Origin of the sequence: Acetobacter orientalis, from assembly GCF_000963965.1 — a bacterium.
GTDB classification, from domain to species: domain Bacteria; phylum Pseudomonadota; class Alphaproteobacteria; order Acetobacterales; family Acetobacteraceae; genus Acetobacter; species Acetobacter orientalis.
In genome coordinates, this window is record NZ_BAMX01000013.1 from 1 (window position 1) to 14,028 (window position 14,028).

The 14,028-nt window shown below is 51.6% G+C and carries 10 protein-coding genes; 7 read left to right on the forward strand and 3 right to left on the reverse strand.

The features are described 5' to 3' along the window. Window positions 1–118: 118 nt before the first annotated feature. Window positions 119–2,035 (forward strand): alpha,alpha-trehalase TreF, encoded by a 1,917-nt coding sequence (gene treF / locus Abor_RS04975; RefSeq protein ID WP_244877871.1) that lies wholly within the window; start codon window positions 119–121, stop codon window positions 2,033–2,035. Window positions 2,036–2,572: 537 nt separating this feature from the next. Here the strand turns inward: treF and Abor_RS04980 are convergent. Then, window positions 2,573–3,244 carry a histidine phosphatase family protein gene (locus Abor_RS04980; RefSeq protein WP_048840750.1) on the reverse strand — a complete coding sequence of 224 codons (672 nt, stop codon included), beginning with the start codon at window positions 3,242–3,244 and terminating at the stop codon, window positions 2,573–2,575. 16 nt (window positions 3,245–3,260) lie between these two features. Then, window positions 3,261–5,420, reverse strand: a complete 2,160-nt coding sequence (locus Abor_RS04985; protein ID WP_048840751.1) for a hypothetical protein — start codon at window positions 5,418–5,420, stop codon at window positions 3,261–3,263. 175 nt (window positions 5,421–5,595) lie between these two features. Here Abor_RS04985 and rfbB point away from each other — a divergent pair, with 175 nt between their 5' ends. The 6 genes from rfbB (at window position 5,596) to Abor_RS05015 (ending at window position 12,783) form a co-directional block, all read left to right on the forward strand. Continuing rightward, window positions 5,596–6,654 carry a dTDP-glucose 4,6-dehydratase gene (gene rfbB, locus Abor_RS04990; RefSeq protein WP_048840752.1) on the forward strand — a complete coding sequence of 353 codons (1,059 nt, stop codon included), beginning with the start codon at window positions 5,596–5,598 and terminating at the stop codon, window positions 6,652–6,654. 20 nt (window positions 6,655–6,674) lie between these two features. Further along, window positions 6,675–7,544, forward strand: a complete 870-nt coding sequence (gene rfbA / locus Abor_RS04995; RefSeq protein ID WP_126621540.1) for a glucose-1-phosphate thymidylyltransferase RfbA — start codon at window positions 6,675–6,677, stop codon at window positions 7,542–7,544. A gap of 62 nt (window positions 7,545–7,606) precedes the next feature. Next, window positions 7,607–8,164, forward strand: a complete 558-nt coding sequence (rfbC, locus tag Abor_RS05000) for a dTDP-4-dehydrorhamnose 3,5-epimerase (protein WP_048840868.1) — start codon at window positions 7,607–7,609, stop codon at window positions 8,162–8,164. Then, entirely contained in the window at window positions 8,157–9,083 is a 927-nt protein-coding gene (gene rfbD / locus Abor_RS05005) for a dTDP-4-dehydrorhamnose reductase (protein WP_048840754.1), read from the forward strand. Before rfbC ends, rfbD begins: the two co-directional genes overlap by 8 nt. 392 nt (window positions 9,084–9,475) lie before the next feature. Next, the gene (locus Abor_RS05010; RefSeq protein ID WP_048840755.1) at window positions 9,476–12,091 is read left to right on the forward strand and encodes an FtsK/SpoIIIE family DNA translocase; all 2,616 of its coding nucleotides are present in this window, start codon (window positions 9,476–9,478) and stop codon (window positions 12,089–12,091) included. Then, complete coding sequence (locus tag Abor_RS05015; RefSeq protein WP_048840756.1) at window positions 12,088–12,783, forward strand: RluA family pseudouridine synthase; 696 nt, start codon at window positions 12,088–12,090, stop codon at window positions 12,781–12,783. The genes Abor_RS05010 and Abor_RS05015 overlap by 4 nt, the downstream gene beginning before the upstream one ends. A 45-nt stretch (window positions 12,784–12,828) precedes the next feature. On the opposite strand, the gene Abor_RS05020 is transcribed toward Abor_RS05015, so the two are convergent. Further along, the gene (locus tag Abor_RS05020) at window positions 12,829–13,992 is read right to left on the reverse strand and encodes a glycosyltransferase family 4 protein (RefSeq protein ID WP_084594384.1); all 1,164 of its coding nucleotides are present in this window, start codon (window positions 13,990–13,992) and stop codon (window positions 12,829–12,831) included. Window positions 13,993–14,028 lie beyond the last annotated feature (36 nt).

Here is a 14,028-nt window from a genome sequence, read left to right on the forward strand (position 1 = left end):
TGCTCCTGCTCCTGCTCCTGCTCCTGCTCCTGCTCCTGCTCCTGACGCCAAAACATCTGGGGAGACAAAAGCAAGACCAACGCCAGAGCTTGAGCAAAAAAATACAGCCATACCCACCGTGCAGGTAAAACTTTTTGACCTAAAACCCCCACCACAAGCAAACCAACCAGCCCTGAACGTACCGCAAGACTTGCGCCCGCCCTCTATTGCCTTGGGGGATTTGTTTGTTGCGATACATGCCGCTAAAATATTTACAGACCCAAAATCTGTAGCAGATGCCACGCCAGACCAAGCACCGTCAGACTTGGTAGCCATATGGCAACAACAAAAAAAACTGCCTGATTTTAACTTAAAAACATTTGTTTCGCGCCATTTTACCATGCCAGTTCTGCGCTCAGCCTCCTATTCGCGCAAGCCAGATGAAAGCGTGCGAGACTATATAAGCGGCATGTGGGACGTGCTTACCCGTAGCGCTGATATACCGGTAGCGTGGTCATCTTTGCTACCGCTCCCACACGACTACATTGTGCCCGGCGGCAGGTTTTCAGAATTTTATTATTGGGACAGCTATTTTACCATGATTGGTTTATATGAAGACCAACATGTTGACCTTATGCGCAACATGGTGCGCGATATTGCATCCCTTATTGAGCGCTATGGCCACATGCCAAATGGTAACCGCACATACTACCTTGGGCGCTCACAACCCCCGTTCTTTTCTTTAATGCTAGACCTGCTTGCCAGCCATGATGGGCAAATAACCTACACGACTTTTTTACCCGCCCTGCAAAAAGAATATGACTACTGGACAGATAGACCAACAGACCTAAAACCGGACGAAGCATGGCGCCATGCTGTAAAAATGCCAGATGGAACAGTTATGTTTAGACCGTGGGATGATATGAATACCCCACGCGATGAAAGCTACCCACAAGACCAAGCAACAGCACAAACTACCCACCGTGCACCTAAAGAACTCTGGAGAGACCTACGCGCAGGTGCCGAGACAGGGTGGGATTATTCATCACGTTGGTTGGCTGATGGTAAAACGCTCTCCACTATTCAAGCAACCTCACTCCTTACCATAGAATATAATTGCCTGATTGTGCATTTAGCACAAACCTTGTCTCATGCTTATTCTTTACAGGGGAATAAAGAAAAATCTGCTTTTTATATGGCCCAAGCTGAGGCGTTACAAAATGCTATAAATACATATTTATGGAATGAAAAAGAAGGCGCGTATTTTGATTATAACTGGAAAACACACCGCCAGACAAACATACTCTCAGCCGCTACAGCCGTGCCGCTCTTTTTGCACCAAGCCCCCCAAGACCGTGCCGATGCTGTTGCCAAAACCATAGAAAAAAGACTGCTCCATGCAGGCGGGCTTACAGCAACAGACCGAGAAACTGGCCAACAGTGGGACTACCCCAACGGCTGGGCCCCCAACCAATGGATGGCCATTAAGGGGTTAGAACAATATGGACACGACACTCTCGCCGCTGAAATAGGCCGCCGCTGGATGGATCGGGTTATTGGCACATTTGAAAAAAGCGGTGTTTTATTAGAAAAATATGATGTGGTTGCAAAACAGATTAGCGCAACTGGCGGCAAAGGTGGTGGAGAATACCCCATGCAAATTGGCTTTGGCTGGACAAATGGCACTTTGCTAGGCCTTATGAACCGCTACCCACAAAACACACGTAAAGTGCTTGATAAAAACCCACTCTCTGACCAGCCATCTCAGCAACCATTACCACCAGTTGATGCATGGAACGCCAATGGGCCAGACATTGCCGTAACTGATAAATCTCCCCTTAAAGGTGTGCCGCTCTCTGCTTTACATACAGAAGAAACACAAAACCAAAAACAAGAAGAGCCAAATACACCCCATGCATCAGCTAGCGCCCCGACAGAAACACCGCCCCGTATGCGCAAAGAGCTAGAACCAAACAGTATCCCCCTGCCCGTACAGCCTTTTATGACTCCTACACCTACCCCGCTATTAAACGAAGCTATACAGCATGCACCATGAGGGAACGAAAGCCCCTACAGATTTTTGCAAGTATTATGCAACCATAAAAAAAACAGAAATAAAAATGAGTTTCTCAAATGATATTACTAAAGAAAACAAATGAGTGCAAAAAATTGATACTATGCAGAATTTAAAGGCGAAATCAAAAATTACTGCACTGGTTTTAACGTGCAGTTTAGAGCCAGAAGGCGCTGCCTCTTGGCTGGGGCAATGACCTTATTATGTTTGTAAAGCTCTCTATCTTGTTGCAAAAATAAGTATATCAAATCTGAACTTTCACAACACCTCTTTAGCAGGTTCGAAAAATTTGCACGTGATCGCATTCAGAATAATTTTATACTCGAATAATCAGGTTTACAGATACAGGTCATTTTACAAAAGCCAAACAAGATAAATAGAGATGATTCCTGGAATATATTTTAAAAATAGCAAATCTGATTTTAGAAGAAATACTTTCCCCATTTTAGAAAAAGTATTTTTAATTCACCCCAACCCTGCAATGTAATCAAAAACACTACAGGGTTGTGATACTACGCCTTAAATGCCGGGCAGTTCATTCACAGTAACAACACGCCAGCCTTCTTCTAAACGTTCCAGAATAGTTAAAGATAAATTCTGAATTGAAAAATGTAATGCTGTATCAGGGTGAATACGCAGCGCATGAGAAAGAGCTGCACGAATAGCCCCACCATGGCTAACAGCCACAATATCTTGCCCGGCATGCGCCTGCGCGAGTTTATCTAACGCCTGCCCAACGCGCGCACTTACATCAATCATGCTTTCGCCTTCTGGGGGGCATTCTGCGGCAGAAACAGGCCAGAAAGGGTGTGCCGCCAAACGCAAATGCTGGGGCAGTTCACCATGGGGCATACCCTGCCACTGGCCTAGGTCTTGCTCTATCAAGGCGGGCTCCACGGCTAAGGCATGGGGGCCGTAACCAGCATCTTGAATGGCTTGGGCTGTTTTGCGGGTGCGTGATAGCGGGCTAACAAACCAGCGTGCTTTACGCGGCAGGCGGGCAGCCAGTGCCTCGTACATAGGCCGCTGTGCAATAAGGCTTTCTGGGCACAAGGGCACATCTAAAGAGCCATACAGGCAAAGCCGTGCGTTTTGTTCAACCAAAGCGTGGCGGATAAGCCAGAACCGCGTTACGCCAGTAGCGAGTTGTGGGGTATCGAGAAAATTACCCTGATTGGTTTGCTGTGTCATACTCTGCTTTGTGCGGTCAGGACGGGCCAATGGCAAGAGAAGAAAACGTGACAGCACCTTGCCCCATACGCCCAAACAACACAGCATTATGCGGGTCTGTGCTCTCTAAAGCCCCAGAAAGAGGCCTGTAAGAGGGTAAAGGGTCTGCTTGTGCAATGGCAGGCCAATGCGCCAGAATAAGGCTGATTTTATCAAGTACCTTTTTGGCATCAGCACTTTCACGCACCATGCGCGCTTCAAGCCCCAAGCCATTATGAGACGGCTCGCCCGAAACAAGCCGTGCCCCAGCCGAAAGGCGTAAAGCTGCGGCCATGCCCTTTAAAGCATGCGGGTGTGGCAGTGCTACAGGCTGCCCTACATGGCACAAGAGAGCTGCAAGAGGTTTGTCTGTTGCAGGCACATAAGGGGATAGGTCTGCATTAAGCCATTGATACAGCTTGCGGCATCTTTCAAAATCTAAAGGGGTATCTATATCAGCCGCTTCTGGAGCACGTACCATAAGGGAAAGAATAGTTTGCTGCCTGTCCCAGTCCTGCGGTAGCGCTGGGCGTTGCGGCACAAAAGGGGTTACAAGTTGCAAGTCTGGGTTAAGCAAAATGGCCTGTGTAACAGCGTGTAAAAACTGGTGCAGCCTTTGCTGCACGGCTGGCACGGGCACTGCGGCAAAGGCCTCCATTTCGGCGCGGGCAGCAGCCCACCTAAGCAGTAAGCCGTGGTTATACCCTGCCGCCAAACCACGGCAGGCTGGCGCCTGTGGCCATTCGCTTTGGTGCGCATAAGCCTGTAAGCCCGATGGCAATACCGTATACTCTAGGCGTTGCCGCCAACTTTGGGGCAACAATAAAGCCCCGCAAAATGGCGGCCCAGTATAAAATTTTGAGCCAGTAACCATAACAGCCCATTGTTTAGCCAAATAAGCCTGCACCCGCTCTGGCATAAGCCGAGCTTGGCAGACATCTACCACAATATCCAACTGCTCTGGGTATATTTGCGCTAAATGCTCAATGGCCTGCATATCTGGCGCAAGTAAGCCCGTTTTAGAAAGATCAAGCACATGCAATAAAACATGCTGCCCTTTTTCTATGGCTTCCGCCACCATCACCTGGCAGGCCTGCACAACACTTGAAGCAGGGAGAACGCCCCCTTCTTTATTGCGTAGGGGCAGCACAAGACAGACTGATTTTTCTTTAAAACCGTCTATTAATTTACCTTTTTCTACCTGCACACCACAGGCAGTTTCTTGTGCAAAGTGGCACCCTTGTGCAGCAAGCGGTATACCGCTACCCGTTTCATCTGGGGCGGTAAGAATTGTTGTAACCGGCCTATTTTTAAGACCAGAAAGAGCGAGTGTAAATAAAGCACTATCCGTACCAGAGGGAGAAAGAATAACACCTTGGTATGCACTAAGACCAAAAAAGTCTGCTAAAAATTTCCTTGTTTCATCAGCTGTTTTTGTAAGAAAATTATCAGATTTTTCTTCTATAATGGCTTTCATAAAAGCAAGGCGCATATGCTCGCCCGCAGCAAACCCCCGCTCAGATAAAGATGACGCTGTAGATGATGCAAACGTAACAGCCCATGGCCGAGGACGATGAGAACACCCGTAATGATTAAGGCCTGTTGTAGCATCAATATTCAGGCGGCCATCGCCCCCTTCTGCCATTAACGCTTCAACTGGCCCGATAGAGGGCCACACCGTGGCAAGCCACGCCAAAAAATGTGACCATTCAGGCCCAGATAGCGGCAACGTTGTTTCTGGCGCGTTACACAACGGTAAGAGTTGGGCAAGACTTTGCGCCAAAATGTGCTGTGAAGGAGGGTGCTGCGCTGCGTAAGCCTTACCCCATGTAACAGGGCAAGGCGCTTGCCCGTCATGATCTAGCAACCAAAAACGCGCGGCATTACGGGCAGAGACAACTAAAATTTTTACTGTTTCTAAAGGTGTATTTTTTAAATCTTGGAGCAGAAACGCTAACTCAAGCGCATGGCGGACATAAAACGCAGCCTGCGCGTTCTCACCTAAACAGAGTGGTCCAAAAATAATATGCCCATCACGCTGCACCTCAAACGGTAACGTAAGTTTTTCGTTAAAAGAGAAATAACAATATCCAGCCAGAACCTTGACCTCTGGAGCATGAAGACGTTGTGATAACGCTTTCAGTTTTTGGGTTTTCACGGTTCTAACTTCCTATTATTTTTTAACGGCTTATTCGTTTTTAAGCGAACAACAAGGCAACGATACAAAATTTATAACTTTTCATATTTATGCTCGAATTCTGCTATTCGCGCACCCAAACATTTCATAAATTTAACTATCATTCTTTTTGCTCCAAACACAACACGGAGTCTCAATGCGTATTTTATTAACCGGAGGATACGGGTTTATCGGTTCAGCGGTAACCCGTTTTCTTATGCGCAACACGGCACATGTAGTCTTAAATGTTGATTGCATGACTTACGCTGCCTCACCCGAAACTGTGGAAGATGCCAGCTCTAACGAGCGTTACCATTTTACGCAGACCAATATTTTGGAGAGCGCCTCTCTCAACCGCCTGTTTGAAACCTTCCGGCCCGATGCCGTTATGCACTTGGCCGCAGAAAGCCACGTTGACCGCTCTATTGATGGGCCGGGCGCATTTATTCAAACCAATATTGTGGGCACCTATACCTTACTGGAAGCCGCACGGAAATACTGGCTAACGCTGGACAGGTCTGACCGCAAGGCGTTTCGTTTCCATCATATTTCTACCGATGAAGTATTTGGCGCTCTTGCCCCGCAAGACCCACCGTTTACAGAAACCACCCCCTACGACCCACGCAGCCCCTACTCTGCCAGCAAAGCGGCTTCAGACCATCTTGTGCGCGCATGGTACCATACTTACGGCCTACCAACCTTTGTGACCAATACCACAAATAATTATGGGCCATGGCATTTCCCTGAAAAACTCATTCCCCTTATCACTCTTAACGCCATTGAGGGCCAAAAACTGCCTGTTTATGGCCAAGGCACCAACGTACGTGACTGGCTATTTGTAGAAGACCACGCACGCGCCTTGGTGAAAGCAGTTGAATGCGGTGTGCCGGGGCAGACCTATGCCATTGGCGCCCGCCAACCCCGCACCAATTTAGAGGTTGTGCAGGCCATCTGCCATGTGCTGGACGAGCTCGCCCCCAACGCAGCAGGCCCACATGAGCGGCTTATTGACTTTGTAACAGACCGACCCGGGCATGATTTCCGGTATGAAATTGACCCAAGCCATGCTGAGCAAGCTCTTGGCTGGAAAGCTGACTACACTTTTGAAACTGGCATACGCCACACAGTGCAATGGTATTTGCAAAATAAAAGCTGGTGGCAGGCTATACGCGCTAACCGCTATACTGGCCACCGTATGGGAGCTGCCGCAGAATGACCCAACCCTCTAGCACCCCCATGAAAGGTATTTTGCTTGCTGGTGGCTCTGGCACCCGCCTATACCCCATGACATTAGCCGCCAGCAAACAACTGCTGCCGGTTTATGACAAACCAATGGTATATTACCCGCTTTCTACCTTAATGCTGGCGGGTATTCGTGATATTATGATTATCAGCACGCCACTTGATTTACCCCAGTTTCAGCGCCTTTTGGGCGATGGTTCGCAATTTGGTGTGAATTTTGAATACCGCGTGCAGGAAAAACCTGAGGGTATTCCACAAGCATTTTTGATTGCAGAAGACTGGTTGCAAAATGCCCCTTGTGCACTCGCTTTGGGTGATAATCTGATTTTTGCTGACCATTTAAGCACCTCTCTTCAACTGGCGGCGCAACGTACAACAGGAGCAACGCTTTTTGCCTATCAGGTCAGAGACCCTGAGCGCTACGGTGTGGTAAGCTTTGACAAAACCGGGCGTGCTTTGAGCATTGTTGAAAAACCAGCAATGCCTGCATCAAATTGGGCCGTAACGGGGTTATATTTTTACGATAACAGAGTGCTGGACTTTGCAAAACGAGTGCGCCCCTCTGCCCGTGGTGAGTTAGAAATTACAGACCTGAACCGTTTTTATCTTGAAGATGGTAGCCTACATGTTGACCGCTTAGGGCGTGGCTGCGCATGGCTTGATGCCGGACTCCCTGATAGCCTGATGGAGGCTGGACAGTTTGTAAACACCATTCAGGCCCGACAAGGTATGCTGGTTGGGTCTCCGGCTGAGGTCGCTTTTAGAATGGGGTATATTACCCCCGCCCAGCTCAGAACCCATGCACAACGTATGGGCAAAACAGAACTGGGGCGCGTGCTCACATTAATTGCTGATTCTGCATAATTTTGTTTAATAGCAACACAACCTCTCTTGTCGCCCCGTCTATTATTCAGGAGTTTTTTACCATGAAGGTTCAACGCCTTGCTGTTCCTGAGGTCATTCTTGTGACCCCACCACGTTTTGAAGATAGTCGGGGGTTCTTTTCAGAAACGTATAATGCTGAGCGCATGCACGATGCAGGCATTACTCTCCCTTTTGTGCAAGACAACCAAAGCCTTTCGCGCCAGAAGGGGGTAGTCCGTGGGCTACACTGCCAGTTAGCCCCCTACGCCCAAGGCAAACTGATACGCTGCACCAAAGGTGCTATCTGGGACGTAGCAGTCGATGCCCGCACAGGCTCACCCACTTATGGCAAATGGGTTGCAGCCGAATTGTCTGAAGATAACTGGTCTCAACTCTGGATTCCACCGGGCTTCTTGCACGGTTTTTGCACCCTGACCGATAACGCAGAGGTGCAGTATAAATGCACAGCCCTTTACAACAAAGCCTCTGAGCGAGCCGTAATCTGGAACAGTAAAGACCTGAATATTGCGTGGCCCATTAAAGAAGAGGCCGCCATACTCTCTGAAAAAGACCTGATTGCCGGTGAATTTTCTGATGCTAAAGGCTGGTTTCATGTCTAAAACTCAGCACCTGCCCGCCGCCATTTTAGCACCCAACGGTGGCCCTATTCTAGTTACAGGGCAGCATGGGCAACTGGCCACAGCATTACGCGCACTAGGTGGCCCGCGCATTCAGTGCATTGGCCGCCCAGAGCTGGATTTTGACGCACCAGACACACTGCAAAAAACGTTTGATGCCATAAAGCCCAGCGCTATTATTAATGCCGCAGCCTGGACGGCGGTTGATTTGGCCGAGAGCGAAGAGGCTGCCGCCACACGCGCAAACGCCACAGGCCCCGCAGAACTGGCACGGCTTTGCGCCGCAGCCGACATACCATTTCTGCACGTTTCAACCGATTACGTCTTTGCGGGAGATAAAGGGGCACCCTACGTAGAGACAGACCCGATCTCTCCCCAAACGGTCTATGGGCGTAGCAAAGCAATGGGGGAGGCTCTAACACTGGCAGCCAACCCTAAAACGCTTATTTTTCGGACAGCATGGGTTTACTCAGCCCACGGTAAGAATTTTGTACGCACCATGCTTAATGCCGGTGCCAAAAACCCAGCTCTTAAAGTGGTGGGCGACCAGAAAGGTAACCCCACCAGCGCAGATGACCTGGCACGGGCCTTGCTGGAAGTTTTAGCCTACATTGAAAACAATGGGTGGCAGGACGCGTTTGCTGGTATTTACCACGCCTGCGGCACAGGAGAGACAACCTGGCACGGGCTTGCGGTCGCAACCCTGCAAGAAGCGACCCACCATGGGCAAGCCATGCCAGACATTACCGCCATTGCCACGCAAGATTGGCCAACCCCAGCCAAACGCCCGGCTGATTCGCGCATGGATACGAGCAAGTTAGCCCGAACTTTTGGTGTCACCCTCCCGCACTGGGGTGACAGCGTGAAACGCACTGTGCGCGACATTTTTAACCAGCGGTAAGCTGGAACCCTCCGTCTTTTTGTTACACATTCCCCCGCAAAGGGGGCTTTCACAACGGCGCTTACACATATTGCTGTAGGGGGGAGTGCGCACGAGTCTCACTGGCGCCTATACCCAAGCGGCTCTCTTGCAGGCAACGTACATAGCGCCGCCCATAACATTTTCAGTACCGCTACACGGACGCTAAACGCATTTTGCCTGCAGTTTTAATGGCATAAACCCAAAAAAATGCGACATTGCCAAAACTCTGCCGTACAAACCTTCTTTATAACGCGGGTTCGCGGTAGATTGGTGTGCTCTTCTCAACACCTTTTTGTTGCAATTGCCCGACAAGAGCAGCGCCCTTATACGGCGCCTGCTTTTTTGGCCCACTGGAGTCAGGACACAGACCTTTGGCGCGACCAAGCCACACACACACAACTGATTATGGTTCTTCCACTTACAAAAGCAAGTTGCGCCTGCGGCTTGAAGAAGGCGGCGGCATAGTTCTGTGCGTGCTGGCCTGTGCGCTCCTGGTCGCACTGGCAACCTATAACCCAAAAGACCCCTCATTTAACACCGCAACAGGCCAACCCCCTACCAACCTACTGGGTATGGTGGGCGCTGTGTTGTCTGACACATTGTTGCAAGGCATTGGTATAGCCGCAGCCTTACCCGCCCTTGTGCTTATGGCATGGGGCTGGCGGTTTATGGGCCACCGGCTCTTGGGCCATGAAACCCTTATGGTGTTTGGGTTGCGGGTTGTGGCCTTTTTGTGCCTGCTGCCGGTAGCGGGGGCACTTTTTGCGGCCATACCGTTACTCTTTACGGCACTCCCCCCCTTACATTGGCCAACTGAGGCCGGTATTGGCGGCGGTATTGGTTTTTCTATTGCGCAAACCTCTCTCTCTGCTGGTAGTGCCGCCATTGGCCCTGCGGGGGGCATGGTGCTTTGGATTTTAGGGCTATTGCTGGCATGCCTGCTTACGGCCCTTACCACCGGCCTTAACCGGCAGGAGTGGTTGGCACTGTGGCACGGCGTTATGGTTGTAGCCCGCCTGCCCGGTAAACTGAGCATGCGCTTTGTACGCTATTATGCCAGCCGCAAACCGCATACTGATGAAGCCCCCCTTGGCCCCGTGGGCGGTTATGCTACGGGCGAAGAAACCTCTTACGCGCCAAGCAGTGGCCCTACGCAAACACCCCATTCTCTTTTCCATGATGATCTGGACGAAGATGATCTGGCATTTGATGAGCACCCGGCAGCACCCGGTACAGCTTTAGCCCTACGCGATGACGAACCACCGGCACGCCCTGCCCCAACGCCAGAGCCCACCCGTACCACGCCAGCCCTACTGCGCGACGAAAAAGCGGCACCCGCACCATACCCCGTGCAACCCCCAGCCCCACAAACACAGGCTGCACCACCAAAAAATGGTCTTTTAGGCAGGCTCTTTACCCCCAAAGACCAAGCTGGCAGCAGCCCCTCTGCCCGCAGCATGGCCACCACCCAAAAGGGTGGGTGGGAGCTACCGCCACTTGATTTGCTCAAACCCCCACCCCTGAGCGCACAGCATGGCCCTACCCCAGATGTTTTGAACGCCACCGCCCGCCTGCTTGAGCAGGTTTTGGCTGATTACGGCGTGCAAGGCACCATTGTGGGCATGAGTGCTGGCCCCGTGGTAACATTGTATGAGCTTGAGCCTGCCGCGGGTATTCGCTCAGCCCGTGTTATTGGGCTGGCAGATGACGTAGCGCGCTCTCTTTCGGTACTAAGCGTGCGTATTGCTACCGTGCCGGGGCGCAATGTTATTGGTATAGAAGTACCCAATAAAACACGCGAAACCGTTTACCTTTCTGAACTGCTCAGCCAACCAGACTGGCAAAACGACCCAGCACAGCTCTCTCTCGCTTTGGGTAAGGATATTGCTGGCGAGCCAACCTTTAGCGACCTAGCCCGTATGCCACACCTACTGGTGGCTGGTACCACAGGTTCGGGCAAGTCTGTTGGTGTTAACGCCATGATCTTGTCGCTGCTTTATCGGCTTTCGCCCGATGAATGCCGCCTGATCATGATTGACCCAAAGGTGCTTGAGCTCTCTATTTACGATGGTATTCCCCACCTGCTTACCCCGGTTGTGACAGAGCCCCCCAAAGCCGTAAACGCCCTGAAATGGGTAGTGCGGGAAATGGACAGGCGCTACCGCACCATGGCCCACCTTCAGGTGCGCAATATTGCAGGCTACAACGCCCGCGCTGCCGAAGCCCGCGCCGATGGGGAAGTGGTCGTGCGCCGCGTACAAACCGGCTTTGACCCCGAAACCGGTACCCCGGTGTTTGAAGAGCAGTCTGTCGCGCTCGACCCCATGCCCTATATTGTGGTCATTATTGACGAAATGGCTGACCTGATGATGACCGCAGGCAAAGAAATTGATGCCTGCGTACAGCGCTTGGCGCAAAAGGCCCGTGCTGCGGGTATTCACGTTATTATGGCCACACAACGCCCCTCTGTAGACGTGATTACCGGTACCATTAAAGCCAACTTCCCTACCCGTATCTCGTTTCAGGTTATTAGTAAGTTTGATAGCCGCACCATTTTGGGCGAGCAGGGCGCAGAGCAACTGCTAGGCCAAGGTGACATGCTGTTTATGCAAGGTGGTGGCCGTATCACCCGCGTGCACGGCCCATTTGTGGCTGATAGCGAGGTGGAGCAGGTGGTCAACTTCCTGAAAGAACAGGGCGAGCCGATTTACGATGATGACGTGTTGGCCGAACCCGTTGAGGAAGCTGCCGCCAGCGGTGGTGGCCGCTCTGGAAGCAACGATGGCGAAAACGATATGTATGACGAAGCCGTGGCCATTGTAACGCGCGAGGGCAAGGCTTCGACCTCTTTCGTGCAGCGCCACTTATCTATTGGCTATAACCGTGCCGCTAAACTGATAGAGCAGATGGAAAAAGAAGGGGTTATTAGCCGCGCCGACCATGTTGGCCGCCGCAAAGTGCTCGTAGGCTCGGCACGCGAAGAATGAGCAACTTACCCGACCCCAACTCCCCCCCTTTTGCGCTGGATATTCTCTACCAAGACCAGCACGTGGTTATTCTTAACAAACCTGCGGGCATACCAGTACATACCGGGCCTGCTGGAGGTGTAAGTGTAGAAGCCTGTTTTGCCTTTCTATCCCGCCGTAAAGACGGGCCATGGTTGGCCCACCGGCTGGATACAGAAACATCAGGCTGTCTTGCCATAGCCCTGCGCAAGCAACCCCTTATTGCCATGCAGCAGGCTTTTGCCGCTAAAACCGTACACAAAACCTACTGGGCGGTTGTGCAAGGCAGCCCAGACGACGCACAAGGAGACATTACCCTGCCTTTGCGCAAACACAGCACAAAGGCAGAGGGCTGGAGCATAAAACCAGACCCAAAAGGGGAGCCAGCCCGCACGACATGGCGCGTGCTAGGCCGCTCTAAAAGTAAGAATTTAACGTGGTTGGAACTGACCCTGCACACAGGCCGCACACATCAGGCACGGGTGCATTGTGCTGCTATGGGCTGGCCTATTATGGGGGACACGCTGTACGGCAAAGCCCACCCACAAGGCTTGCACCTACTGGCCCGCAGCTTAACCTTACCTTTTACGCCCCCCTTGCACACTATAGCCCCACCACGCCACGGTATGCAGGCAGCCCTTAAAGCCTGCGGATGGCAGAATAAGACCGAGTAAATGGGCTAAAGCCACACTCTTGCAGCAGCTAAACTCCCCCTAAGCTTAGCCACCACAGCACGTGCGCCATGCAGCAATACAGGCGCGCTGCAAACTTTCACGTGTTAACCTGAGTGTGTCTGTTTGAAAAAATTGCGCACGCTCTAGGCCCTTTTGCGCCAACTCTGCGCGTAGGGCTTCGTTGGTTATCAGGTCTGTGAGTTTTGCCACCATTTCGGGCAGGTTGTCGGGGTCACACAGCAGCCCGGCCTCACCCACCACATCTGGCAAGCCACCTTTGTTAGACACAAGCAAGACAGCACCACAGGCCATAGCTTCTAGGGCTACCATGCCAAAAGGTTCTGGCCAGCGGCTTGGCACCACAACAACAGCCGCACGTGCCATAGCCTCCAGCACGGCTGTATGCGTTTGATAGCCTAACAGCACAACACCGGCTTGTTGCGCTTGGGGCCGGAGCGCTGCCAGAAAAGGTGTTTCAGGCGAGGTTGGGCCAAACCGGTCTGCGCCTATCATGTTTGCGCACCATGCGGGGTGGTGGGGTAATACTTGAGCACAGGCTTTTACAAAAATATCGGCCCCTTTATCGGCCACGATACGCCCGGCAAAAAGCAGTGTTTTCTCTCGCTGCATAAGGGGGTGAGGTATTTCTGCTAAATTAAGGCTATTAGGCAAAACCTGCACGCTGCCCTGTACGCCTTGGCTTAAAAAGCGCTGCCTTACCCACTCAGACACCCCAACAACACTGACAGCTTTAGCCAGTTGGGTGCGCTCTTGCGCTGTTTTAGCCCGGCGCATGCCGCATGGGTCGTTATGCAACACCAGCATAATGGGCAGAGACGGCAAAAAACGGCGTAACATAAGGGCAATATCTGGCCGGTTATGCACCTCCAAAATGTCTGGCTTGAGCCGTTTAACCTGCCGGGCTAACGCCCAAGCGTAGCGCCTGCTTTTACTAAAAGGGGCCCAAAGAGGTGTAATGGGCGTAAACGGCACACCCGTAAAAGGCTGCCCACTGGGCGGCTGTCCCAACACACTCTCAACCGTGGTTGTCCCTTGAGTAGCGTGGGCCATACGCCGTACCAGCAACGCTATGGCACCAGCTTCACCCGGTGCAAAACGCTCGGCAGGGGGTAAAATAGTTACGCAGCGGAAAGGCGTGGCCAGCGTAACACCGTGCGTTTGGCTGATATACGCTGCCTCGTGCTGCATTGGCTCCCCTTCTTATTTCTATGCTGCCTGCTCTTT